The organism is Pseudomonas sp. ADAK18, from assembly GCF_012935695.1.
Classification (GTDB): domain Bacteria; phylum Pseudomonadota; class Gammaproteobacteria; order Pseudomonadales; family Pseudomonadaceae; genus Aquipseudomonas.
Genome location: NZ_CP052859.1, coordinates 5,430,948 through 5,455,407, shown reverse-complemented (window position 1 = coordinate 5,455,407; position 24,460 = coordinate 5,430,948). Strand labels below are relative to the sequence as shown.

Sequence of the window (24,460 nt, the reverse complement as noted above, 5' to 3'; positions counted from 1 at the left end):
ATGAAATTTCGTCTTCTCCTCTGGGTGCTGGGCCTGATGATGGGCAAAGCCAGCCGCAGCAATCCTGCCTTCCAGCAACAGTTGGGTGACAAGGACCTGGCGTTCCAGCTGCAGACCCTCGACGGCAAGGTTGCCCGTCACTTCATTGTCAAAGATCAGCGCATTACCAGCCGCTCGGGTGTCCACCCGGAGCCTGCGTTCGCCATCGCCTTTAAAGATGCTGCCTACGGCTTCGCCACGATGCAGGCGAAGAACAAGCAACTGGCGTTCATGACGGGGATTCAGGACAAGTCGATCCAGATCAAGGGCAACCCGGCGCTGGTGATCTGGTTCCAGGGGTTGACCAAGTATTTGAAGCCGAAGAAAAAGCCGAAGGCTTGAAAGGCTGACCGATAACACCGTGGCGAGGGGGCTTGCCTCCGTTGGGTTGCGAAGCCACCCCAAAGCCAGTCACTGATTTCGGTCTGAAAGAATGCGATGGCCTTATAGGGCTGCTGCGCAGCCCAACGCGGGCAAGCCCGCTCGCCACAAAAGAGCCAGGCAGATCAGCCTTGGCTGAACTGCGACGCCAATTCGCGCAACAACACTTCCGCGTCCAACACCTTGCCCACCGCATCCTCGGCCTTGTCCCGGGTCAGGCCCAGGCGTTCCAGCAGTTCGTCGGGGATCTCGGTATCAGGTCCGGAGCCGATGCCACGGTTGCGCAACAGGCGCACGGCCAGGCACACCAGATTCGGGTACTCGGCATAGTCGCCGTCATAGCTCGGGTCGTGCTGGAAGCGCAACGCGGTGGACAGTTCTTCCGGCATGTCCCAGTAGCGCATCAACCAGGCGCCAATCTGCTCGCGGCTGATGCCCAGCAGGTGTTGCTCAACGTAGCTGTGGCACAGGTGCGGGTTGACCTCCAGGTGCCGGCAGATCAGTGAGAAATGCGGCGGGAAGACGTGGGCCAGCAACAGGTAGCCGAAGTTATGCAGCAAGCCCGCCAGGTAGGTCAGGCCGGCTTCCGGGCGCTGGGCGCGCGGCATGGCGCGGGTCAGGCCTTCGATCACCGCAGCGGTGTAGATCGACTGTTGCCAGTACGGCGTGGCTTGTTGTGGGTGGTCCTTGGGCAGGCTCAAGGTCTTGCCCAGGGCCAGGCCCAATGCCAGGTTGATCACCAGATCAAAACCCAATACGCGAACAATGGCGTCTTCCACCGAGCGGATCTTGCCGGGGGAGGCGTAGTAGGGCGACGCTGCCCAGCTCACCACTTGCGCGGCCAGGGCCGGGTCGGTTTCCACCACGCCGGTGATGTCGTCGATGGTGGCGTTGGGGTCGACCCGTAGTTTGATAATCTTCTGCGCGGTGTCGGCCAGGGGCGGAATCTCGATGGTCGCTTCCAGGCGTTGCTGGATGCGGCGGGCGGTAAACGCCTGCACTGCCTGGGTGATTTCCTCGCGGTCGTCATTCGGGCGGTCGAAGTTGGGCCGGATGCTGCTCAGCGGTTCGCCAAAGTTGGCAGCGCTGGCCTTGGTCAGCATGCGTTTGAAGTCTTCGCTGGCAATCTCCAGCAGTACACCGGCTTCACCCGAGTGGACCAACACGGTGGGTTCGCGCAGCAGACTTTCTTCGTACAGGCAGGGCGAACTGGTCAGTGGTGGCAGGCCGGGCAACAGGCTCAGGCTGTGCTTGCCGAGCATGCGCTCAAGGCGTTCCGGCGACACGGCGGTGAGGCGGCGACCGGTGAGTTCGGTGAGGCGATTGAGGTCCAGCAACTGGCTCTGGGGAAACAGCACCATGAGGGCGCCCACGGCGTCATCCAGCAGCACCGCCTGGACCTTTTGCGCAGGGTTCAAGCCAGGCCGTTCGGCGACTTCCGTGTAGCTGATGGCGAGCTTTGCGAGCAGCGTCCGAATGACCGAGGGAGCGGTCGGGGGCGCTGTAGCGAGGGCAACTTCTGTCATGGCCGGATCCAATTTCCTACAGTCATTGGAGTATAACCAGCTTGATACCGGTGAGGGTCGACTAAGTAGGGTTTGTGACGTCCGTCCTGTTGTAGCCGCTGGCGAGGTACGAGGCTGCGATGGGACCGAGGTCGCGCTCGACTGCAGCAGACCTCAAGTGCGGTCCTGCGGCCCGCATTGCAGCCTCATTCTTCGGCAGCGGCTACAGTTTGCTTTGTCACACTTGGCCGTATTGCTGCCCATGCCGTAACCAGCGATCCAGCAAGGGGCTGACGTGTTGTGGCCAGCGCTCCAGCAACGCTTGAGCGGCATCGCGCACGGCCGGCAGCAAGTCGGCGTCGCGCATCAGGTCAGCGACCTTGAATTGCAGTAGACCGGTCTGGCGGGTGCCGAGCATTTCGCCGGGGCCGCGCAGTTCGAGGTCTTTTTCAGCAATCACGAAACCATCGTTGGTCTCGCGCATTATCCCCAGTCGCTGGCGCCCGATCTGCGACAGCGGTGGGTGGTACAGCAACACGCAATGGCTGGCCGCGCTGCCCCGGCCGACGCGACCGCGCAACTGGTGCAGTTGCGCCAGGCCCAGACGTTCGGGGTTTTCGATGATCATCAGGCTGGCGTTGGGTACGTCCACGCCGACTTCGATCACGGTGGTGGCGACCAACAGTTGCAGGTTGCCAGCCTTGAACTCGGCCATCACCGCGGCTTTTTCGGCGGGTTTCATACGACCGTGGATCAACCCGACCTTGAGCTCGCCCAGGGCGCTGGTGAGGTCTTCATAGGTGGTTTCGGCGGCCTGGCAGGTCAGCTCTTCCGACTCTTCGATCAGCGTGCACACCCAATACGCCTGGCGCCCTTCGGCGCAGGCGCCGCGCACCCGCTCGATCACTTCGACACGGCGGGTATCGGTCACCAGCACCGTGTTGACCGGAGTCCGGCCGGGCGGCAGTTCGTCGAGGATCGAGGTGTCGAGGTCGGCGTAGGCACTCATGGCCAGGGTGCGCGGGATTGGTGTGGCGGTCATGATCAACTGGTGCGGGCACATGCGTCCGCCCACGCCCTTCTGGCGCAGTGCCAGGCGTTGCTGCACACCGAAGCGGTGCTGTTCGTCGATGATCACCAGGGCCAGGTTCTTGAACTGCACTTCGTCCTGGAACAGGGCGTGAGTACCGACCACCATCGGTGCGCCTCCAGCAATCTGTTCCAGTGCGGCTGCGCGGTTCTTGCCCTTGAGCTTGCCGGCCAGCCACGCCACTTCCAGGCCCAACGGTTCGAGCCAGCGTTTGAAGGTGATGAAGTGCTGCTCGGCGAGAATCTCGGTGGGCGCCATCAGCGCCACTTGGTACCCGGCTTCCAGGGCTTGCAACGCAGCGAGGGCGGCGACCACGGTTTTACCCGCGCCTACGTCACCCTGAATCAGGCGCAGCATGGGTTCTTTCTGGCTGAGGTCGTAGGCGATTTCATTGCCAACCCGTTGCTGTGCACCGGTCGGTGCAAACCCCAGGTTGGCCAGGTATTGCGCAGGCAAACGCTTGGCCTTGGGCATCGCCGGTGCGCGCAGGGAGCGCATGCTTTCCCGCAGGCGCTGTTGCGACAGTTGGTGGGTCAGCAATTCTTCGAAGGCCAGGCGATGCTGGGCCCAGTGATGACCGAGGGCTAACTCATCCACATCGGCATCGGCCGGAGGGTGATGCAGGTAGCGGATCGCATCATCCAGCGGTGCCAATTGGTAGTCGCGGGCCAGTTCCTGAGGCAGCCAGTCGGGCAGGCTTTTCGGGCCGAGCATCGTCAGGGTCTGCATGCACAGCTGGCGTAGGCGCTGTTGGGTCAGGCCTTCGGTGAGTGGGTAGATCGGCGTGAGGGTTGTGTCTACCGGCGGAGGTTCGTCGCCGGTGATGGCGCGGTATTCCGGGTGGTAGATTTCAAGTCCTGACGCGCCGGGCCGGGCTTCGCCGTAGCAGCGCACGCGGGTGCCGCGTTTGAGGCCTTCCTTTTGTGCGTTGCTGAAATGGTAGAAGCGCAGGCTTAGGCCACCGGTACCATCCTGCAGGCGCACCAGCAAACTGCGGCGCTTGCCCATGACCACGTCGGCGCCGCTGACGGTGCCTTCGATCACCGCATCCTGCCCGGGGCGCAATTGGCCGATGGGCACGACGCGGGTCCGATCCTGGTAGCGCAGGGGCAGGTGAAACAGCACGTCCTGGAGATTTTCCAGGCCAACCTTGGCCAACTTCTCGGCCATGGCTTCACCGACACCCTTGAGTGCCGTCACCGACACCTGCGACAACTCGGTCATACAGTTACTCAGCTCGCGGCAGGCGGCTTGGCCACCGAACACAGGCGGATCGAGTCGGCGAGGATTTCAATGGCTTTCGGACGCGGGAAGCTGGCACGCCAGGCAATCGCCACGGTACGGAAAGGTACCGGAGGCGTCAGTGGGCGCACGGCGATCACGCCGGGAGCATAGTGATGGCTGTCCACGGCTGACAACGGCAGGATCGAAATACCCAGGCCAGACGCCACCATATGGCGGATGGTTTCCAGGGAGCTGGATTCCACGGTGGTGTGCTTGGCGCCGTCGTTGCCTTTGGTCAGGGTCGGACAGGCTTCCAGCACCTGGTCGCGGAAGCAGTGACCTTCGCCGAGCAGCAGCAAACTCTTGTCGTTGAGCAGGGCGGCGTCGATGGTGTCTTTTTGCGTCCAGGGGTGGGACGCTGGCATCAACACGTAGAACGGCTCATCGTAGAGCGGCAGGGTCAGTACATCTGCCTCGTTGAATGGCAGGGCGATGATGATCGCGTCCAGCTCGCCATTGCGCAGTTTGTCGCGCAGCACGTGGGTGAAATTTTCTTCGATATACAGCGGCATCTGCGGTGCGACGCGGTGCAGTTGCGGAATCAGGTGCGGGAACAGGTACGGACCGACGGTGTAGATCGCGCCGACTTTCAGCGGTGCGGTCAGCTGGTTCTTGCCGGCCTGGGCCAGCTCGCGAATGCTTTGGGCTTGCTCCAGCACCTTCTGGGCCTGGGCGACGATGCCTTCGCCGACTGGCGTCAGGCGCACGGCGCTTTTGCTGCGCTCGAAAATCAGCACACCGAGTTCGTCTTCAAGCTTCTTCACACCCACCGACAAGGTCGGCTGGCTGACGTGGCAACGCTCGGCCGCGTGGCCGAAGTGCTGCTCTTGGGCGAGGGTAACGATGTAGCGTAATTCTGTAAGAGTCATAGCGGGCGTCCATGAGGTTGCGGGCCAAGCATACCGGCTGCAATCGATAGACGCACGTTATCAGAACTTTGGTGGGGATTGAGCGGGGAATGCACAGGATTTTTAGCCGTACGCAGTCAAATGTGGGAGGGAGCAAGCCCCCTCCCACATTGCCTTTACCGGCGACGCTTCTCGATGTTGTAGACGAACGGCGCCACGATCTCGATGCTGCCGCCTTTCAACATCTCGGCCGGCGGCTTGGGCAAAGGCTGGGCGCGACGGATCATGTCCAAGGTCGCGCGGTCCAGGTCGGCGTTGCCGGAGCGGCCCACCAGCTCATAGGACAGCACGTTGCCGTCAGCGTCGACCACGAAGCGCAAGCGGTTCAGGCCTTCTTTGCCGCGCGCCTGGGCGCCCGGCGGGTACTTTTTGTACTTCTGCAGGTGCGCCAGCAACGTACCTTCCCAAGACGCCTTGGCCGCTACTTGCGCCGGTGACGGACCAGGAGTTGGCTGGGCGGATTTTTCCACCGGTGCGTTCTGCGGGGTTTCACTCGGCGGCTCCTCGGAAGGTTTCTCCTTGGGCGGCTCGGGCTTTTTCTCCACAGGCTTGGGCGGCGCAGGTTTTGGCTTGGGCTTGACCGGCTTGGGCACCTGGATTGTCGGTTTCGGTGCTTCGGCCAGTTTCGGTAATGGCAGCTCTTCCACCGGCGCAGGTGGTTGCGGCGGCGTCACCACCTTCGGCGGTGCCGGAGGTGGCGGTGCCGGCATCGGTGCCAGGTCGATGACCATGGCCGCAGGTGGCAGTTGGACCGTGTGAGGTGCCGACCATTGGAGCGCGATGATGATCGCGACGGCGTGGACGCCCAGCACGACGGCGAGGCTGGTGCCATAACGCGTCAGTTTGTGGCGCGTCGTGATCATTTCTTGGCTGCCGTCTCAAGTCCGACCAGGCCTACCTTGAGGTAGCCGGCTGCCCGCAGGGCATCCATCACGCTCATCAGGTCGCCGTAGTCCACGCCCTTGTCGGCCTGGAAGAAGATCGTCGTGTCTTTCTTGCCTTGGGTCTTGGCGTCGAGCACCGCGCCCAGGGTTTCGGCTTTGACTTCTTCTTCGCCCAGGAACAGGCGCTGGTCCATCTTGACGCTGAGGAATACCGGTTTCTCTGGCCGTGGCGCAGGTTTCGCGCTGGAGGCGGGCAGGTCGACCTTGATGTCCACGGTGGCCAGCGGTGCTGCCACCATGAAGATGATCAACAGCACCAGCATCACGTCGATAAACGGTGTGACGTTGATTTCGTGGTTCTCGACGAGTTCGTCGTCGCCTTGATTCAAATGCAGGCCCATGGCCGATTACCCCACTTTCACCATGTGCGGTTGCGAGCTGCGCTCGGTAGGCAGGTGATCGAGGTCACGGCTGACCAACAACAGGACTTCAGCCGAGGCATCCGACACCTGAGCTTTGTAGCCGGCGATCGAACGGGCGAAGACGTTGTAGATCACCACCGCAGGAATCGCGGCCACCAGGCCCAGGGCGGTTGCCAGCAGGGCTTCGGCAATGCCGGGTGCGACAACAGCAAGGTTGGTGGTCTGGGTTTTGGCGATGCCGATGAAGCTGTTCATGATGCCCCATACGGTACCGAACAGGCCGACGAAGGGCGCGGTGGAACCGATGGTGGCGAGTACGCCGGTACCATTGCTCATGTTGCGACCGCAGGCCGCGACCAGACGCTCAAGGCGGAAACTGACGCGCTCCTTGATGCCTTCTTTTTCACGGCTGTTGGCCGACAGGCGCATTTCTTCCAGCGCGTCGTGGACCAGCAGGTGCGCCAGAGTTCCCTTCTTCGCCGCGCTTTCGCTGGCTTCCTTAAGGGTGGTGGCTTTTTTCAGGTTGACGATTTCGGTGCGCAGACGGCGTTTGGCGCCCAGCAGCTCGAAGCCTTTGGCGATCCAGATGGTCCAGGTGATGACCGAAGCGATGGCCAGGCCGATCATCACGATCTTCACGATGATGTCAGCGTTCTGGTACATGCCCCAAGGCGACAGGTCGTGGGCCATGCCCAGGGTGTTGTCTTCTTCCAGTACCACGCCGGTTTCATCGGCGGGCGTTGCGTCTACGGCCTGGGCCGGGTCGGTGGCAGTAGGTGCGGCGGCTGGCGCGGCAGCGTTTTGCTCAGGTGCTGGAGCGGTGGCGGCCGGTTGAGCAACCGGAGCCGTGCTATCGGCGAACGCGGCGGTCGGAGCCAGCAGAACGCTGAACAGCATCGCAGCAATCGCACGCCAGGCGCGGGATGGGCTGTGAGGCTTGGTTGGCGAAGCGGGGAGTTTATTGCGTGTCATGCTGGCCGGACCTGAGAGGAAAAATAGGAGATTGTCCTTCCAGACCGCATTGGGTCGAGGACAAATGGGCGGTTATTATTGCAAGTAATTCTTGTTAACAAAAGTAATACAGTTACTTTATTTGTCTATTTCCTGGCCGCCGGTCACCTGTGAAGGCTAACCTTGGCCTTTAAGAATGGAGTTTTGTGATGTCTGCGCCATCTGTTGTGATTGCCGGTTGTGGCGATGTCGGTAGCCGTCTGGCGACCCAGTTGCTGGCCCTGGGCTGGGAAGTCCATGGCCTGCGGCGTGATATCTCGCGCCTTCCCGAGGGTGTTATCGGGATTGCCGGCGATCTGTTCAACGAAGACTGTCCTGACACCTGGCCGGTGGGCGGCGTGGATTATCTGGTGTATTGCGCGACTGCCACCGATCACGACGAAGCAGGCTACCGCGCGGCCTATGTTCAAGGGTTGCAGCATGTGATCGGCTGGTTGAACGACTATGGTCAGGAGCCTGAGCATCTTCTGTTCGTTTCCAGCAGCAGCGTCTATGGGCAGCAGAGCGGGGAGTGGGTTGATGAAACCTCTGAGACTCAGGCCAGTGGTTACTCCGGCAACGTCATGTTGGAAGCCGAGCAAGTTGCGCTAAAGAGCGGTATTCCGGCGAGCGTAGTGCGCCTCACGGGTATCTATGGCCCCGGTCGTGAGCGCTTGTCGACCCAGGTGCGTGAAGGCTATCGCGTTGCGATTGACCCGCCTTTATATGGCAACCGGATTCACGCGGATGACGCTGCGGGCTTGTTGGCCTTTTTGCTGAGGCATGTGCAGCAGGGCGGTGCGCTGGATAACTGCTACATCGGCGTCGACGACGCGCCTGTGCCACTGGCCGAGGTGGTGGATTGGTTACGTGAATACCTTGGCGTGACTGAATGGGCCGCAGACGCCAGCGTACGACGGGCCGGCAGCAAGCGGTGCAGCAATGCCCGGGCCAAGGCACTGGGGTGGGTGCCGCGGTATCCGAGCTATCGCGAAGGGTATGCGGCGATTCTCGAGGGTTGAAAAAAAGGAGCCTGCGGGCTCCTTTTTTACGTCACTGTTTTTCCAGCAACCACTGACGTGGGCCTGGTGTGAGTTGGGGTATTTCGTCAGGTTGGGACAGGTTGATCGCCTGGAGAATCTCCAGTTGTTTGCCGTAGCGGACGAAAATCCATCCGTCTCCCACATCACCCGTGCCCAAATAGAGGGTGTCATTGCCTGCGCCTTGAGTGGCGCAATCTCCTCCCAGGCATAACTCGTACCGGTCATTTTTTGCCAGCCCTGACACGCTGCCATCTGCTCTGAATTCTACGGAGTTGCCGACGCCTTGGCCCTCAACGATTTTCCAGTGGCCGCCCATATAGGCTGAATTCAGCGCCTGTCTGAAGGTCGTGCCCCACTTCGCGTCTGCGGCGGCGGGCTGGGTGGGGCGGCTGAACACCTGGCCTGCGGTATTTTTCGTGGTGTGTTGGATCAGTTGCTTGCCATCCGATTGAAGTTCGTCGGTGCCGTGGCCGTTATAGTCGACGGTCCATATGCCAGGCGCCTTTGGCAGCAATTGACCTTCGCCCAGTTCGAACGCATTGCTAAATTGCGCCTTGCCGCTATGGGTGTCGATGTTCCATTCCAGGTTCAAGCCGTGCGCATCAAGTGCTCGTAGCAAGGGTCTGCCTTGGGCCGCGGAATCGATGGCTGCCTGGTTGATCCAGAGCCCGTTGATGTCGGTTATTGACGGCGTGTGAGTGCAGCCGCCCAGCAGGATCAGGCAAAGGACAAGTGATAGGCGCATGGGGGCACTCTGCACGAGGTTGGAAAACGATGGGGCAGACTAAAGAAAAAGGAGCCTGCAGGCTCCTTTGTTCTGTATCACTGTTTTTCCAGCAGCCACTGCCGTGGTCCGGGAGTGAACTGAGGCACTTCGTCAGTTTGGGCAGTATTGATCGCCTGGAAAATTTCCAGTTGCTTGCCTTTGCGAGCAAAGATCCACGGATTACCCTGGCCGCCTTGCTGCAACCAGATGCTGTCGTAGCCGCCGCTCATGGACGCGCAGTCGCCAGCGAGGCACAGCGAGTACTGGTCGGCGCCTGGCAGGCCGGAGACCTGGCCGTTGGCCTGGAATTGCACGGTAGCGCCTTCACCGTTGCCGTTGACGATTTTCCAGCTGCCGCCCATATAAGCTGAGTACAAGGCCAGTTCAAAGTTGGCACCCAGTGGCGCGCCTTCGGGGGCTGGCTCCTTGGGGCGGCCAAAAAGCTGTTCCGGCTCGTTGTCGTTGGCGGCTTGCAGCAGTTGTTTGCCATCACGCTTGAGCTCGGTAGTCGAGCTGCCGTAGAAATTAACGCTCCAGGTACCGGATTTTTCGCCCACCAAGGTACCTTCGGGACGTTCAAAACCATTGAAGTAGCGCGCCTGGTTGGCCTTGGTGTTGACCTCCCATTCGAGGTTCGGGCCATTGGCCTGCAGGGCTTCACGCAAAGGGCCACCCTTGGATGCCGCATCGATGGCGACCTGGTTGATCCAGGTACCGCTGACGTCACGGTCGGCAGGGTTGCTGGCACAGCCGCTGAGCAACAGGGCGAGCAGCGAAGAAGCAACGAGCGCTTTGCGCATTACGGAATCCTTTTAAAACGATGTCGGCGCACCCTTTTGAAGAGAGGGCGCGCCGGGTGTTTTACTCGATGACCAGAATCGCGTCCATCTCAACCTGCGCGCCCTTTGGCAGGGCAGCAACGCCGATGGCGGCGCGGGCAGGGTACGGCTGTTCGAAGTACTTGCCCATGATCTCGTTGACCTTGGCGAAGTGGCTCAGGTCGGTGAGGAAGATGTTCAGCTTGACGATGTCCTTGAACGAACCGCCAGCGGCTTCGGCAACGGACTTGAGGTTTTCGAAGACCTGTACGGTTTGTGCTTCGAAACCTTCAACCAATTCCATGGTTTTTGGGTCCAGTGGAATCTGGCCGGACATGTAGACGGTATTGCCTGCCTTGATCGCCTGGGAATAAGTACCGATTGCCGCAGGTGCCTTGTCGCTGGTGATAACTGTCTTGGTCATGAATGACTCCTTGTAATGGATGGGCTACGCACGCATGCGAGTGATGCGGATGACGCCGGTCAATGCGCGCAGTTTCTTGATCACGCGGGCCAGGTGCACGCGGTCGTGTACGCTGACCACCAGTTGGACCACGCTGATGCGACCATCGCGTTCGTCCATGCTGATTTTCTCGATATTGCCGTCGGCCGCGTTGACGCTGCTGGCCAGCAGGGCGATCAAGCCGCGCTGGTGTTCCAGTTCAACCCGCAGCTCGACGTTGAATTCGCCAGTGACATCCTTGGCCCAGGACAGTTGGATGCATTTTTCCGGGTTGTGGCGGATTTCGCTGATATTGCGGCAGTTGTCCAGGTGCACCACCATGCCTTTGCCCGCGGACAGGTGGCCGACAATCGGGTCGCCTGGGATCGGCGTGCAACACTTGGCGTAGCTGAGCACCAGGCCTTCGGTGCCGCGAATCGCCAGAGGACCTTCCGGACTTGGCAGTTGTTCGCCTTCGCCCAGCAGGCGGCGGGCGACGACATAGGCCATGCGGTTGCCCAGGCCTATGTCTTCCAGCAAGTCTTCGATGGTTTCCTGGCGATACTCGTGGAGCATCGCCTGCACGCGCTCGGCCGGGATCTTGTCCAGGGCGCTGTCGAAGCCGTTGAGTACTTTGTTCAGTAGGCGTTCGCCCAGGCTGATGGACTCGGAGCGGCGTTGCAGCTTCAGGGCGTGACGAATGTGGGTACGGGCCTTGCCGGTGACCACGAAGTTGAGCCAGGCCGGATTCGGGCGAGCGCCCGGTGCGCTGACGATCTCCACGGTGGAACCGCTTTGCAGCGGTTCCGACAGCGGTGCCAGGCGGCGATTGATTCGGCATGCGATGCAGCTATTGCCGACATCGGTGTGCACGGCGTAGGCAAAGTCGACCGCTGTGGAGCCTTTGGGCAGCTCCATGATCCGGCCTTTGGGTGTGAACACATAGACCTCGTCCGGGAACAGGTCGATCTTCACACTTTCGATGAATTCCAGGGAGTTGCCGGCACGTTGCTGCATTTCCAGCACACCCTTGACCCACTGGCGGGCGCGGGCATGGGTGCCTTTTGGCTGCTCGTCGCCGCTGGATTTGTACAGCCAATGGGCGGCAATGCCGTTGTTGGCCATCTCTTCCATTTCCCGGGTACGGATCTGGATCTCGATCGGGACCCCATGCATACCGAACAGCGTGGTATGCAGCGACTGATAGCCGTTGGCCTTGGGAATGGCGATGTAATCCTTGAAGCGTCCCGGCAGGGGTTTGTACAAATTATGTACAGCGCCCAGCACGCGGTAGCAGGTATCAACCTTGTCGACGATGATACGGAACGCGTAGACGTCCATGATCTCGTTGAAGGCGCGGCGCTTGCCGCGCATCTTTTTATAGATGCCGTAGATGTGTTTCTGCCGGCCGCTGACCTCGCCCTCGATCTCATCGATCGCCAGGCAATGGCTCAGGGATTCTTCGATCTTGTTGACGATTTCCTTGCGATTGCCCCGGGCGCGCTTGACCGCCTGGTAGATGCGCGCGGAACGCATCGGGTGCATGGCCTTGAAGCCGAGGTCTTCGAATTCGATACGAATGGCATGCATGCCCAGCCGATTGGCGATGGGCGCGTAGATTTCCAGTGTTTCCTTGGCGATGCGCCGGCGTTTTTCGCCGGACAGCACTTCCAGCGTGCGCATGTTGTGCAGCCGGTCGGCCAGCTTGACCAGAATCACCCGGATATCCCGGGCCATGGCCATGGCCATTTTCTGGAAGTTTTCCGCCTGGGCTTCGGCCTTGGTCTCGAAATTCATCTGGGTCAGTTTGCTGACCCCGTCGACCAGTTCGGCCACGGTTTCGCCAAATTGCGCACTGAGCGCTTCCTTGGCAATACCGGTGTCTTCGATCACGTCATGCAGCATCGCAGCCATCAGGCTCTGATGGTCCATGTGCATGTCGGCAAGAATATTGGCCACGGCAAGAGGGTGCGTGACATACGCCTCGCCGCTTCGGCGGCGTTGGCCGTCGTGGGCTTGTTCGGCGTAGAAGTACGCTCGGCGGACCAGGTTGACCTGGTCTGGGCCGAGGTAGGTCGATAAGCGATCGGCGAGGGCGTCTATGCTCGGCAAAGTATTAACTCCTGCCGTTGGCCGTGACCCTGCGCCGTGCTACGTCGACCAGGCATAGGCTTAGACGGCCTCGTTGGACTCGTCCTCGAACGCTGCAAACAGCGGTTCGTCTTCAACGATTTCAGCGTTGGCGATGAACTCGTAGCTCATCAGGCCTTCGGCGATTTCACGCAGGGCTACAACGGTAGGCTTGTCGTTTTCCCACTGGACCAGGGGCTCTTTGCCACCAGTTGCCAGTTGACGGGCACGCTTGGTAGAGAGCATGACCAGCTCAAAGCGGTTTGCCACGTGGTCTAGGCAGTCTTCAACAGTTACGCGGGCCATGATATTCCTCGGAGCGAATGCAATATGCGCGCTGCCCGGTTGGGCGAGCGGACTGAACAGTTTAAAAAATCACCAGCGTTTAGGGAAGCGCTGATTTTCAAGGACCCGCCTCAAGCGCGCTACAAGTGCCAATGTAAAGCCCTTGCAGCGGTTTTGGGAAGAGCCTGTCAGCCGAGCAATTCGGCCAGTAATTTGCCAAAACGCTGTTGCTGACGTTTCTGCTGGAGCTGATTGGCACGGAAAATCGCCTTCAGATCGTCCAGGGCCTGGGCAAAATCGTCGTTGATGATCAGGTAGTCGTAGTCGACATAATGGCTCATTTCACTGACTGCTTCACGCATGCGGCCTTCGATGACTTCGTCGCTGTCTTGGCCGCGGTTGTTCAGGCGCTGGCGCAGGGCCTCAAGGGACGGCGGCAGAATGAAGACCGAGCGAGCCTTGGGCATCAGTTGACGCACTTGCTCGGCACCCTGCCAGTCGATTTCCAGGATCAGGTCGTGGCCTTCGTCCAAGGTCTGCTGCAGGTGGCTTTGGGAGGTGCCGTAGAGGTTACCGAACACCTCGGCGCGCTCGAGGAAGTCCCCGTGCTCGATCATCTTCACGAACTCATTGCGTTCGACGAAATGGTAGTTCACGCCGTTCACTTCACCGGGGCGCATGGCGCGGGTGGTGTGGGAGACCGAGACGCGGATCTCCTGATCGGCGTCGGTCAGGGCCTTGACCAGGCTGCTCTTGCCCGCGCCCGATGGGGCGGAAATGATGTACAGGGTGCCGGTGCTGTGGGTCATGGGGGTTGCCTTACTCAATATTCTGTACTTGTTCGCGCATCTGCTCGATCAACACTTTGAGGTTGACCGCAGCCGTGGTGCTGCGCGGATCGAAAGCCTTGGAGCCCAGTGTATTGGCTTCGCGGTTGAGTTCCTGCATCAGGAAGTCCAGGCGCCGACCGGCGGCACCTGCGGACTTGAGCACGCGGCGCACTTCCAGGATGTGGGTGCTCAGGCGGTCGAGTTCTTCGGCGACGTCGCTCTTTTGCGCCAGTAGGACCATTTCCTGTTCCAGACGGACCGGATCCAGCTCGGCCTGCATGTCGGCGAAGCGGTCGAGGACCTTCTGGCGCTGGGTCGCCAACATCTGCGGTACCAGCTCGCGCAAGGTGACCACGTCTTCTTCGATGGACGTCAGGCGTTCGTTGATCAGGCGGGCGAGTTCGGCACCTTCACGCTCGCGGCCAGCCTTGAGTTCCTTCAAGCCTTGATTGAACAGCGCCAAGGCTTCGGCATTCAGGGCTTGCGGGTCAGTGGCGTCGGCCACCAGCACGCCCGGCCAGGCCAGGACCTCGAGGGGGTTCAACGCAGCGGGCTGCTTGATCAGGCTGGCGATGGTTTCGGCAGCGGCCACGAGTTGAGCGGCACGATCGCGGTCAATCTGCAACGGCTTGCCGGTGGTTTCTTCGGTAAAGCGCAGGGTGCATTCCAGCTTGCCACGGGACAGGCCCTGGCGCAGCGCTTCGCGGACCGCGCCTTCGAGGTCGCGGAAGGACTCTGGCAGGCGCAAATGGGGTTCCAGATAGCGGCTGTTGACCGAGCGCAGCTCCCAGCTCAGGGTGCCTTGGACGCCAGCTTTTTCGACGCGGGCGAAGGCGGTCATGCTGTGCACCATGGAGGTACCTCGCGATGCAGTCCCGCAAACGGGCGGGCTGATAGGTAGATTGAAGCCGACAGGCTGCGAAGGCGCAGGATTGTAGCGCAACGGGGCGTACGGCCCCAAACAGTGGCTGTGACAAAGGGTGGCAGGTGCGGTTCAGCGCGCTGCTTCGTAACTGGATTTTTTTAGAAGTGCCCACGCGCGGCTGGCAGCTCTATAATGCTCGGCAGTTTTTCGTCCTCAGTACAGGTGTTCCCTATGAAACGTCCAAGTGGTCGCGCTGCCGATCAGCTCCGCTCGATCCGCATCACCCGCAACTACACCAAACACGCCGAGGGATCTGTACTGGTCGAGTTTGGCGATACCAAGGTTATCTGCACCGTCAGCGTCGAAAATGGCGTGCCACGTTTCCTCAAGGGGCAGGGCCAAGGTTGGTTGACCGCCGAATACGGCATGCTGCCGCGTGCCACCGGCGAGCGTAACCAGCGCGAAGCCAGCCGTGGCAAGCAAGGCGGCCGTACCCTGGAAATCCAGCGCCTGATCGGCCGTTCCCTGCGCGCAGCGCTGGACATGTCTAAGCTGGGTGATGTGACCCTGTACGTCGATTGCGACGTGATCCAGGCCGACGGTGGTACCCGTACCGCGTCCATCACCGGCGCCATGGTTGCTCTGGCCGATGCCTTGAAAGTCATCAAGAAGCGCGGCGGCCTGAAAGCCGGTGATCCGCTCAAGCAGATGATCGCCGCTGTTTCGGTGGGCATGTATCAGGGTGAGCCAGTGCTGGATCTGGACTATCTTGAGGACTCGGCTGCCGAGACCGATCTGAACGTGGTGATGACCAGTTCCGGTGGTTTCATCGAAGTCCAGGGCACCGCCGAAGGTGCGCCGTTCCAGCCGCACGAGCTGAACGCCATGCTGGCCTTGGCCCAGAAAGGCATGACCGAACTGTTCGAACTGCAAACCGCTGCATTGGCTGACTAAGTCAGCCTCAAGGAGAAGCGCCATGAGTGACAGTCAACTTTCACTGCCGACGCCGAGCCAGGAAGTTCGCCAGTGGGCGATGCTTTGTCACTTCGCGGCGTTTCTAGGGATGTGGTTTCCGTTCGGCAACCTGCTGGGGCCGTTGATCCTGTGGCAGGTCAAGCGTGAGATGGACCCGTTCATTGACGACCAGGGTAAGGAAGCGCTGAACTTCCAGATCACCGTGGCCATCGCTTCGGCGATTTGTTATCTGCTGATGTTCGTATTGATCGGCTTTGCGCTGCTGGCGTTTGTGTTGATCGCAGCGTTGGTGCTGACCATTATCGGTGGGCTCAAGGCCAATCAGGGCATACCTTACCGGTACCCGTTTACCTGGCGGCTGGTCAAATAGCTCCAGTAGGCACCCACAAAAAAGCCGACAGCGATGTCGGCTTTTTTGCATTCTGGAATCGACCTTAGATGGTCAGGGTCCAGTCGTAGTCCACGATCAGTGGCGCGTGTTGCGAAAACCTAGGCTGACGCGGCAGGCGTGCACTGCGCACGAACCGGCGCAAGCCAGGGGTCAGCAACTGGTAGTCGAAACGCCAACCCAGGTTGAGCATCTCAGCCTGTTCGTTGTCTGGCCACCAGCTGTACTGATCGCCTTCGCGGCTGACTTCGCGCAGGGCATCTACATAACCCATGTTGCCGACAATCTCGTCCATCCAGGCGCGTTCTGGCGCCAGGAAGCCCGGGGATTGCTGGCTGTCGCGCCAGTTCTTGATATCCAGCTTCTGTTGCGCCACGTACAGCGAGCCACAATAAATGTACTCGCGACGTTTGCGTCGCTGTTTATCCAGATAACGGGCGAAATCGTCCATTAGCTTGAACTTCTGGTTCAAGTCTTCATCGCCGTTCTGCCCTGATGGAAGCAGCAAGGTCGCGATACTGACCTTGTCGAAATCGGCCTGCAGGTAGCGCCCGTAGCGGTCGGCTGTCTCGAAGCCGAGGCCGCTGATGACCGCCTTGGGTTGCAACCGCGAATACAAAGCCACGCCACCTTGGGCAGGGACTTCGGCATCACAGGCATAAAGGAAGTAGCCATCCAGTTGGAAGGCTGGGTCGTCCAGTTCAAAGGCGGAGGCGCGGGTGTCCTGCAGGCAGATGACGTCGGCATTCTGTGCTTGCAGCCAACTGAGCAAACCACGCTCGACTGCAGCCTGAATACCATTGACGTTCACACTGATGATCCGCATAAATGGCCCCAAAAATCGCGTGCGTGTATGATACACGCCGTCTACCTAATTAGCTAAATCCGTGGTATCTGAGGCTTTTTTCATGCAGGCGTATCAACGCGATTTCATTCGTTTTGCCATCGATCGCGGGGTTTTGCGCTTCGGTGAGTTCACCCTCAAGTCCGGGCGCACCAGCCCGTACTTCTTCAACGCGGGCCTGTTCAACTCGGGTTCTGCCTTGGCGCAACTGGGCCGTTTCTACGCAGCGGCCATCGTTGAAAGTGGTATTTCCTTCGATGTGCTGTTTGGCCCGGCCTACAAGGGTATTCCCTTGGCCGCTGCGACTGCCGTAGCGCTGGCTGAGCATCACGGGCTGGATCTGCCATGGTGCTTCAACCGCAAGGAAGCCAAGGCCCATGGCGAAGGCGGTAGCCTGGTGGGCGCGCCGCTCAAGGGTGATGTGCTGATCATCGACGACGTGATCACTGCCGGTACGGCGATTCGCGAGGTGATGCAGATCATCGCTTCCCAGGACGGCGCCAAGGCTGCCGGCGTGTTGATCGCGCTGAACCGCCAGGAGCGCGGCAACGGTGAGTTGTCGGCGATCCAGGAAGTGGAGCGTGACTTCGGGATTCCGGTGGTGAGCATCGTGTCGCTGAACCAGGTGTTGCAGTTTCTGGAAGATGATCCACAGCTCAAGCAGCATTTGCCGGCTGTTCGTGCATACCGCGAGCAATTCGGCGTTTGATGTTTCTGTAGGAGCCGGGCTTGCCCGCGATAGCATCACCTCGGTACAACTGATTTACCGAGGTGCCTGCATCGCAGGCAAGCCAGCTCCCACAAAAAAGCCCCCGCTCAACCTGATTGAGCGGGGGCTTTTTGTTTTCAGCGTTTTAAGGGCGCTTGCGATTGCTGATCAGGGTGCCCACACCGGTGTCAGTGAAGATTTCCAGCAGGATCGCATTTGGAACCCGGCCATCCAGGATCAGCGAACTGCCGACGCCGCCTTGCACCGCTTCCAGTGCGCAACGGATCTTCGGCAGCATGCCGCCGTAGATGGTGCCGTCGGCGATCAGGTCGTCCACCTGTTGGGTGGTCAGGCCGGTCAATACCTTGCCTTCCTTGTCCATCAAGCCGGCGATGTTGGTCAGCAACATCAGCTTCTCAGCCTTCAGCGCCTCGGCCACCTTGCCGGCCACCAGATCGGCGTTGATGTTATAGGACTCACCGTTGGCGCCTACACCGATAGGCGCGATCACCGGAATGAAATCACCCTTGACCAGCAGGTTCAGCAAGTCGGTGTTGATGCCGATCACTTCGCCCACTTGGCCGATGTCGATGATTTCCGGCTGGGTCATCTCCGGGGTCTTGCGGGTCACGGTGAGCTTCTTTGCCCGGATCAGTTCGGCGTCCTTGCCGGTCAGGCCGATGGCGCTGCCGCCGTGGCGGTTGATCAGGTTGACGATGTCTTTGTTCACCTGGCCGCCGAGGACCATCTCCACAACGTCCATGGTCTGCGCGTCGGTAACGCGCATACCGTCGATGAAATGACTCTCGATGGACAGGCGCTTGAGCAGGTCACCGATTTGCGGACCGCCGCCGTGCACCACCACCGGGTTGATCCCGACAGCTTTCATCAACACGATGTCGCGGGCAAAGCCGGTTTTCAGCTCGTCGCTTTCCATGGCATTGCCGCCGTACTTGATCACCAGCGTCTTGCCGACGTAGCGTCGAATGTAAGGCAACGCTTCGGAAAGGACCTTGGCGGTATTGGCGGCGGCTTCGCGTTCGAGGGTCATTCAGGGCTCCGGTGCAAAAAATCAGAACGGTAATTGGAGATCAGGGGCAACACGTTTCAACTGGGCGTGGAACACGTCCTTGATGCGCTGCAACTCAGCCTCGGTATCCGCCTCGAAACGCAGTACCAGCACCGGTGTGGTGTTGGAGGCGCGAACCAGGCCCCAGCCTTTGGCGTAATCGACTCGCACACCATCAATGGTGGTCAGGTTGGCGCCTTCGCCCCATTGCGCATCATGCAGTGCGTCAATGATGCTGAATTTGCTCTCCTCGGTCACATGGATATTGATCTCTGGCGTAGAAATATCGTCCGGGAAGGTTGCAAACAGTTCTTCGGCGGTGGATTTTTCCTTGCTGAGGATCTCCAGCAGGCGGGCGGCGCTGTAAATGCCGTCGTCAAAACCGTACCAGCGCTCCTTGAAGAACACGTGACCGCTCATTTCGCCAGCCAACAGGGCGCCGGTTTCCTTCATTTTCTTTTTGATCAACGAATGACCGGTCTTCCACATTAGCGGACGACCGCCGTATTCCTTGATCAGCGGTGTCAGGCGGCGGGTGCATTTGACGTCGAAAATGATCTCGGCGCCAGGGTTGCGGGCGACTACGTCACGGGCGAACAGCATCAGCAAGCGGTCCGGGAACACGATATTGCCGGTGTTGGTCACCACGCCGACACGGTCGCCGTCACCGTCGAAGGCCAGGCCGAGATCGGCACCGACTTCCTCGACCTTGGCGATCAGGTCCACCAGGTTCTCAGGCTTGCCCGGGTCCGGGTGGTGGTTCGGGAAGTGGCCGTCGACGTCGCAGAACAGCGGGATCACTTCGCAGTTCAAGGCTTCGAGCAGTTGCGGGGCGATCACGCCGGCCGCGCCGTTGCCGCAGTCCACCACCACTTTCAGGCGACGGGCGAGTTTGACGTCGCCGGTAATTTTGTCTGAGTAGCGCTGAAGAATGTCGACTTTGGTGACGGTGCCTGCGCCGCTGGTCAGGTCGTTGGTCTTCAGGCGAGTGTGCAAGGCCTGGATCTGTTCGTTGGCCAAGGTGTCGCCTGCGATGACGATCTTGAAGCCGTTGTAGTCCGACGGGTTATGGCTGCCGGTGAGCATCACGCCCGACTTGCCGGCCAGCACGTTGGCCGCGTAGTACAGCGCAGGCGTTGGCACCAGGCCGACGTCGCTGACATGGCAGCCGCTGTCGGCCAGGCCCTGGATCAGTTGCTCAACCAGCTCGGGGCCCGACAGGCGGCCATCACGGCCAACGGAAACATTGGGTTCGTCTTGGGCCAGGCTCTGGGAGCCAATGGCGCGGCCGATCCAGTAGGCAGTTTCGGCAGTCAGGGTCTTGGGGACAACACCGCGGATGTCATAGGCGCGGAAAATGCTGTCGGGAAATGTCGGTGCGACTTTGGCTGCGTTGCTCATGGCGGGGGAAACTCCATCGATAAGGGGCTGGCCTTAGTGGTGACCGGCAGGCTCAAACTGAAGGGTAAGACGGCGTTTTTGGCATAGAGTTCGTAGTGCAAAAGTGCCATCGGCGCCTGAATTCTGTGCGACTAACCGCTTAATACCTTGATTTCGCTTGGGAAATCTTCACGATCAGTTCCGCGTATTCTTCATCCTGAAAAGCCATGCGGCGGTGTCAGGCCGGACAAGGTGCCCAGCCTGACTCAGCTTAGTCAGTGGCTGCCGGAATGCCCGAAACCACCAGCGCCGCGCTGGGTTTCGTCGAACTCTTCGACCAATTCGAAGTGCGCCTGCACCACGGGTACCAGCACCAACTGAGCAATGCGCTCGCCGACGGCGATGTTGAACGCGGTCTGGCCACGGTTCCAGCAGGAGACCATCAGCTCGCCCTGGTAGTCGGAGTCGATCAGGCCAACGAGGTTGCCGAGGACGATGCCGTGTTTATGACCCAGGCCGGAACGCGGGAGGATCATGGCTGCCAGGCCTGGGTCGCCGATGTAGATCGACAGGCCAGTAGGAATCAGCAAGGTCTGGCCCGGTTCGAGAACGGTGTCCTGCTTGAGCATGGCCCGCAGGTCGAGACCGGCGGAACCAGTCGTGGCGTAGGCCGGCAGCGGGAATTCGTTGCCGATGCGGGGGTCGAGGATCTTGGCTTGCAAAGCGTGCATGGAAATTAAACCTGGTTCAGCCGTTGGGCGATAAAAGAGATCAGTTGGCGGGCAATCTTGCCCTTGCTGGTCTGGGCGAAAAGGGTGGCGTGCAGGTCGCGGTCGATCACGCTGCAGGCGTTTTCCTCGCTGTTGAAGCCGATGCTCGGGTTGGCGACATCATTGGCAACGATCAGGTCGAGGTTTTTGTCTTTCAATTTGCGTGCGGCATAGTCCAGCAGGTGCTCGGTTTCTGCAGCGAAACCGACGCTGAACGGACGATCCGGACGGGTGGCAATCGTTGCCAGAATGTCCGGGTTGCGGACCATTTGCAGGAGCAGGCCGTCGCCGCTTGTAGGGTCTTTCTTGAGCTTTTGCGGCGCAACGACTTCTGGGCGGTAGTCTGCTACCGCTGCCGAGGCGATAAACAGGTCGCAGGGAATCGCTGCTTCGCAGGCCGCGAGCATGTCCCGGGCGCTGACTACGTCGATGCGGGTGACTCGATCCGGTGTCGGCAGGTGTACCGGCCCGGTGATCAGGGTCACACGGGCGCCTGCCTCCACCGCCGCTTCGGCCAGGGCAAAGCCCATTTTTCCTGAGCTATGGTTGGTGATGTAGCGCACCGGGTCGATATTTTCCTGGGTCGGGCCAGCGGTGATCAATACGTGCTTGCCGGTCAGGGCCAGGTGCTGGAAGCACTCGGCGGCACACAGTGCAAGGTCGGTGGCCTCGAGCATGCGGCCCATGCCCACGTCGCCACAGGCCTGGCTGCCGGACGCCGGGCCGAAGACCTTGAGGCCACGGCTTTGCAGCAGTTGAGTGTTGGCTTGGGTGGCCGGGTCGCGCCACATGGCCTGGTTCATGGCCGGGGCGATGGCGACGGTGGCGTCGGTGGCCAGCACCAGGGTGGTCAGCAGGTCGTCGGCAATGCCCTGTGCCAGGCGGGCGATCAGGTCGGCGGTAGCCGGGGCGATGAGTACGAGGTCGGCCCATTTGGCCAGTTCGATATGGCCCATGGCAGCTTCAGCCGCCGGGTCCAGCAGGTCCAGGTGAACCGGGTGGCCGGACAGCGCCTGCATGGTCAGCGGGGTAATGAACTCGCTGCCGCCACGGGTCATGACCACGCGCACTTCCGCGCCTTGGTCCAGGAGCCGGCGAACCAGCTCTGCGCTCTTGTAGGCGGCAATACCGCCGCCGACGCCGAGAACGATGCGTTTCCGATACAGACGCTGCATTGGCTTGCCTTTCCAGTTCAGTGATGGCGTTGCGATGCCCCCTCCCCAGGTGAAATCGCACGCAAAAAGATGGCCTAAGATAACACAGCGTCCGCGCCGCAACAGCGGCGCGCGTGCACACGGAGGTGCTATGAGTATTCGCGATTGGCCTGTGGCGGAGCGTCCACGGGAGAAGCTTTTGGAGTTGGGTGCGGCGAGTCTTTCCGATGCCGAACTGTTGGCGATTTTCTTGCGTACCGGGGTGTCCGGTAAAAGTGCGGTGGACCTGGCGCGGCATCTGCTGGCGCAATTTGGCAGCCTGCGCTCGTTGCTGGAGGCCAAGCAGGTGGTTTTCAGCCAGCACCTGGGTTTAGGTCCGGCAAAGTTCGCCCAGCTCCAGGCGGTACTGGAAATGGGCCGGCGTCATTTGGCCGAGCGCCTGCGTAACGATTCGGTGCTGGAAAACCCGGTCGCCGTGCGTGATTACCTCAAGGCGCTTTTGCGTCATGAGCCCCACGAGATCTTCGGTTGCCTGTTCCTCGACTCAAGGCACCGGGTGCTGGGTTTCGAGGCGTTGTTTCAAGGGACTATCGACAATGCCACGGTCTACCCCAGGCAAGTGGTCAAGCGTGCACTGGCTTATAACGCAGCCGCGCTGATCCTGTGCCACAACCATCCTTCCGGCAGCGCCGAGCCCAGCATGGCTGATCGAAAATTGACCAAACTGCTGCAAAAAGCCCTGGAAGTGGTGGATGTGCGGGTGCTGGATCACATCATCGTGGGTGACGGCGATCCCTTATCGATGGCCGAGTACGGATGGATATAGGGGCCGGCGGGCCGGCCCCAAAGGGTTGTCACGGCTTGACGCTGACCTTTGAATAATCCTGGCGCCCAAACGGACTTACCTGATACCCCTCGACATTCTTGCGAGTCAGGGCAAAGGCCGTCGGGTGTGCCAGTGGCAGCCACAGGGCCTGCTGCTGGATTTGTGCCTGGGCCTGCTGATACAGCTTGCTGCGCACACCCTGTTCACTGGTGGTCTTGCCGGCACTGATCAACTTGTCCAGGCCCGGGTCGCAGTAGCGAGCGAAGTTAGTACCTGATTTCACCGCCGCGCAGGAGAACTGCGGGGTCAGGAAGTTATCCGGGTCGCCGTTGTCCCCGGCCCAGCCCATGAATAGCAGGTCGTGCTCGCCGGCCTTGGCGCGACGAATCAGCTCGCCCCATTCGATCACGCGGATTTCCGCCTGGATGCCGACTTGCGCCAAGTCTGCCTGCAACAGCTGTGCACCCAAGCTGGGATTGGGGTTCAGCAGGCTGCCCGAGGGGCGAGTCCAGATGGTGGTCTTGAAACCATCCTTGAACCCGGCTTGCGCCAGTAACGCCTTGGCCTTGGCGACGTCGTGGGGATAACCCGGCAACTCCTTGGCATAACTCCAGGTATTGGGGGGGAAAGGGCCGTTGGCTGGTTCAGCGGTGTCTTCGAATACGGCTTTGACATAGCTGGCCTTGTCGAAGGCCAGGTTGATCGCCTGGCGCACCTGTGGCTTGTCCAGCGGCGGATGCTGGCTGTTGATGGCAACAAATGCGGTCATGAACGCGGGTGTTTTTTCCACCTTGAGCGTGGCGTCCTGCTGGGCGGCTGTGATGTCCAGGGGCTTGGGCGACAGGGCGATCTGGCATTCGTCACGGCGCAACTTCTGCAGCCGCACGTTGGCGTCTGGGGTGATCGCAAAAATCAGGTTATCCACAGCAGGCTTGCCGGCGAAGTAATCCGGGTTGGCCTTGTAGCGGATGGATGCATCTTTCTGGAAGCGCCCGAAGATGAACGGCCCGGTACCGATGGGCTGGCTGTTGAGTTTTTCCGGAGTGCCAGCCTTGAGCAGTTTGTCGGCGTATTCCGCCGGATAGATCGAAGCAAAACCCATACTCAGCGTCGCCAGGAAAGTGGAGTCGGCATGGTCCAGGGTGAAGCGCACGGTTAGTGGGTCCAATGCGTCGATCTTCTTGATCAGTGCAGGCAACTGCAGGGATTGTGCGTGAGGGAAGCCGCTCTGGGCGACCTGGTGCCATGGGTTGGCCGGGTCCAGCATGCGCTCGAAGCTGAAGCGCACGTCTTCGGCGGTCAGCGAGCGGCTCGGGCTGAAATACTCGGTGCGATGGAATTTCACGTCCGGGTGCAGCTTGAAGGTGTACGTCAGGCCATCGGGCGATACTTCCCAACTGTCTGCCAGGCTCGGGACCACTTTGCCGCTGGCGGCGTCAAAGTCCACCAGGCGGTTCATCAGCACGTCCGCTGAGGCGTTGGTGGTGGTCAGCGAGTTGTATTGCACCACATCGAACCCCTCGGGGCTGGCCTCGGTACAGACACTCAGGGTGGTGGCTGCCAGGGCCTGGGAGGCGATAAAAAGAGGGGCTAGCAATAGCGGTAGGGCAGCGAGGCGCATATTCGGTTTCCTTTGCAGATCGAAGGCCCATCTGCGAGTGCA

At 60.5% G+C, this 24,460-nt stretch carries 24 protein-coding genes and 1 pseudogene; 6 read left to right on the top strand and 19 right to left on the bottom strand.

Annotated elements, in window-relative coordinates:
- Window positions 1–381: a helicase gene (locus HKK55_RS24825; protein ID WP_169357003.1), complete on the top strand. Its 381-nt coding sequence runs from the start codon at window positions 1–3 to the stop codon at window positions 379–381.
- Between the two features lie 164 nt (window positions 382–545).
- Here HKK55_RS24825 and HKK55_RS24820 read toward each other — a convergent pair whose 3' ends face one another.
- The 6 genes from HKK55_RS24820 to exbB all read right to left on the bottom strand — a co-directional run bounded on the left by HKK55_RS24820 (window position 546) and on the right by exbB (window position 7,485).
- Window positions 546–1,946 carry an aminoacyl-tRNA deacylase and HDOD domain-containing protein gene (locus HKK55_RS24820; RefSeq protein ID WP_169357002.1) on the bottom strand — a complete coding sequence of 467 codons (1,401 nt, stop codon included), beginning with the start codon at window positions 1,944–1,946 and terminating at the stop codon, window positions 546–548.
- Window positions 1,947–2,163: 217 nt separating this feature from the next.
- The gene (gene recG / locus HKK55_RS24815) at window positions 2,164–4,239 is read right to left on the bottom strand and encodes an ATP-dependent DNA helicase RecG (RefSeq protein WP_155582433.1); all 2,076 of its coding nucleotides are present in this window, start codon (window positions 4,237–4,239) and stop codon (window positions 2,164–2,166) included.
- Between the two features lie 8 nt (window positions 4,240–4,247).
- Window positions 4,248–5,168, bottom strand: a complete 921-nt coding sequence (locus HKK55_RS24810; protein ID WP_155582434.1) for a hydrogen peroxide-inducible genes activator — start codon at window positions 5,166–5,168, stop codon at window positions 4,248–4,250.
- 155 nt (window positions 5,169–5,323) lie between these two features.
- Entirely contained in the window at window positions 5,324–6,070 is a 747-nt protein-coding gene (locus HKK55_RS24805; RefSeq protein WP_169357001.1) for an energy transducer TonB, read from the bottom strand.
- Window positions 6,067–6,492, bottom strand: a complete 426-nt coding sequence (gene exbD, locus HKK55_RS24800) for a TonB system transport protein ExbD (protein ID WP_155582439.1) — start codon at window positions 6,490–6,492, stop codon at window positions 6,067–6,069. Before exbD ends, HKK55_RS24805 begins: the two co-directional genes overlap by 4 nt.
- A 6-nt stretch (window positions 6,493–6,498) precedes the next feature.
- Window positions 6,499–7,485: a tonB-system energizer ExbB gene (gene exbB, locus HKK55_RS24795; RefSeq protein WP_169357000.1), complete on the bottom strand. Its 987-nt coding sequence runs from the start codon at window positions 7,483–7,485 to the stop codon at window positions 6,499–6,501.
- A 188-nt stretch (window positions 7,486–7,673) separates the two neighbouring features.
- Here exbB and HKK55_RS24790 point away from each other — a divergent pair, with 188 nt between their 5' ends.
- On the top strand, window positions 7,674–8,525 hold the full coding sequence (locus tag HKK55_RS24790; protein WP_169356999.1) for an SDR family oxidoreductase: 852 nt from the start codon (window positions 7,674–7,676) through the stop codon (window positions 8,523–8,525).
- A gap of 31 nt (window positions 8,526–8,556) precedes the next feature.
- On the opposite strand, the gene HKK55_RS24785 is transcribed toward HKK55_RS24790, so the two are convergent.
- The 7 genes from HKK55_RS24785 to HKK55_RS24755 form a co-directional block, all read right to left on the bottom strand.
- A complete protein-coding gene (locus HKK55_RS24785; protein ID WP_169356998.1) occupies window positions 8,557–9,291 on the bottom strand; it encodes a hypothetical protein in 735 nt (244 codons plus the stop codon).
- 77 nt (window positions 9,292–9,368) lie between these two features.
- Window positions 9,369–10,112: a hypothetical protein gene (locus HKK55_RS24780; protein WP_169356997.1), complete on the bottom strand. Its 744-nt coding sequence runs from the start codon at window positions 10,110–10,112 to the stop codon at window positions 9,369–9,371.
- Between the two features lie 61 nt (window positions 10,113–10,173).
- Complete coding sequence (locus tag HKK55_RS24775) at window positions 10,174–10,554, bottom strand: RidA family protein (RefSeq protein WP_003176922.1); 381 nt, start codon at window positions 10,552–10,554, stop codon at window positions 10,174–10,176.
- Between the two features lie 24 nt (window positions 10,555–10,578).
- Window positions 10,579–12,684: a bifunctional GTP diphosphokinase/guanosine-3',5'-bis pyrophosphate 3'-pyrophosphohydrolase gene (gene spoT, locus HKK55_RS24770; protein ID WP_169356996.1), complete on the bottom strand. Its 2,106-nt coding sequence runs from the start codon at window positions 12,682–12,684 to the stop codon at window positions 10,579–10,581.
- Window positions 12,685–12,744: 60 nt separating this feature from the next.
- Complete coding sequence (rpoZ, locus tag HKK55_RS24765) at window positions 12,745–13,008, bottom strand: DNA-directed RNA polymerase subunit omega (RefSeq protein WP_017735757.1); 264 nt, start codon at window positions 13,006–13,008, stop codon at window positions 12,745–12,747.
- Window positions 13,009–13,175: 167 nt separating this feature from the next.
- The gene (gene gmk, locus HKK55_RS24760) at window positions 13,176–13,796 is read right to left on the bottom strand and encodes a guanylate kinase (RefSeq protein ID WP_169356995.1); all 621 of its coding nucleotides are present in this window, start codon (window positions 13,794–13,796) and stop codon (window positions 13,176–13,178) included.
- 10 nt (window positions 13,797–13,806) lie between these two features.
- A complete protein-coding gene (locus HKK55_RS24755; protein WP_169356994.1) occupies window positions 13,807–14,670 on the bottom strand; it encodes a YicC/YloC family endoribonuclease in 864 nt (287 codons plus the stop codon).
- Window positions 14,671–14,913: 243 nt separating this feature from the next.
- On the opposite strand from HKK55_RS24755, the gene rph reads away from it, so the two are divergent.
- On the top strand, window positions 14,914–15,636 hold the full coding sequence (rph, locus tag HKK55_RS24750; protein ID WP_155582446.1) for a ribonuclease PH: 723 nt from the start codon (window positions 14,914–14,916) through the stop codon (window positions 15,634–15,636).
- A gap of 22 nt (window positions 15,637–15,658) precedes the next feature.
- Entirely contained in the window at window positions 15,659–16,027 is a 369-nt protein-coding gene (locus HKK55_RS24745; RefSeq protein ID WP_169356993.1) for a DUF4870 domain-containing protein, read from the top strand.
- A gap of 64 nt (window positions 16,028–16,091) precedes the next feature.
- Here HKK55_RS24745 and HKK55_RS24740 read toward each other — a convergent pair whose 3' ends face one another.
- Window positions 16,092–16,871 carry an exodeoxyribonuclease III gene (locus tag HKK55_RS24740; RefSeq protein WP_003176915.1) on the bottom strand — a complete coding sequence of 260 codons (780 nt, stop codon included), beginning with the start codon at window positions 16,869–16,871 and terminating at the stop codon, window positions 16,092–16,094.
- A gap of 82 nt (window positions 16,872–16,953) precedes the next feature.
- On the opposite strand from HKK55_RS24740, the gene pyrE reads away from it, so the two are divergent.
- The gene (gene pyrE, locus HKK55_RS24735; RefSeq protein WP_106575858.1) at window positions 16,954–17,598 is read left to right on the top strand and encodes an orotate phosphoribosyltransferase; all 645 of its coding nucleotides are present in this window, start codon (window positions 16,954–16,956) and stop codon (window positions 17,596–17,598) included.
- Window positions 17,599–17,743: 145 nt separating this feature from the next.
- Here the strand turns inward: pyrE and argB are convergent, their stop codons facing one another.
- From argB to coaBC, 4 genes and pseudogenes are all read right to left on the bottom strand, one after another.
- The gene (gene argB / locus HKK55_RS24730; protein WP_003213275.1) at window positions 17,744–18,649 is read right to left on the bottom strand and encodes an acetylglutamate kinase; all 906 of its coding nucleotides are present in this window, start codon (window positions 18,647–18,649) and stop codon (window positions 17,744–17,746) included.
- Window positions 18,650–18,670: 21 nt separating this feature from the next.
- Window positions 18,671–20,077, bottom strand: a pseudogene (locus tag HKK55_RS24725) (phosphomannomutase/phosphoglucomutase); the annotation flags it as partial.
- A 245-nt stretch (window positions 20,078–20,322) separates the two neighbouring features.
- A complete protein-coding gene (dut, locus tag HKK55_RS24720) occupies window positions 20,323–20,778 on the bottom strand; it encodes a dUTP diphosphatase (protein WP_169356991.1) in 456 nt (151 codons plus the stop codon).
- Between the two features lie 5 nt (window positions 20,779–20,783).
- Window positions 20,784–21,992 carry a bifunctional phosphopantothenoylcysteine decarboxylase/phosphopantothenate--cysteine ligase CoaBC gene (gene coaBC / locus HKK55_RS24715; protein WP_016970585.1) on the bottom strand — a complete coding sequence of 403 codons (1,209 nt, stop codon included), beginning with the start codon at window positions 21,990–21,992 and terminating at the stop codon, window positions 20,784–20,786.
- 130 nt (window positions 21,993–22,122) lie between these two features.
- Between coaBC and radC the strand changes: the two genes are divergently transcribed.
- Window positions 22,123–22,797, top strand: a complete 675-nt coding sequence (gene radC, locus HKK55_RS24710) for a DNA repair protein RadC (protein ID WP_169356990.1) — start codon at window positions 22,123–22,125, stop codon at window positions 22,795–22,797.
- Window positions 22,798–22,825: 28 nt separating this feature from the next.
- Here the strand turns inward: radC and HKK55_RS24705 are convergent, their stop codons facing one another.
- A complete protein-coding gene (locus HKK55_RS24705; RefSeq protein ID WP_169356989.1) occupies window positions 22,826–24,418 on the bottom strand; it encodes an ABC transporter substrate-binding protein in 1,593 nt (530 codons plus the stop codon).
- Window positions 24,419–24,460 lie beyond the last annotated feature (42 nt).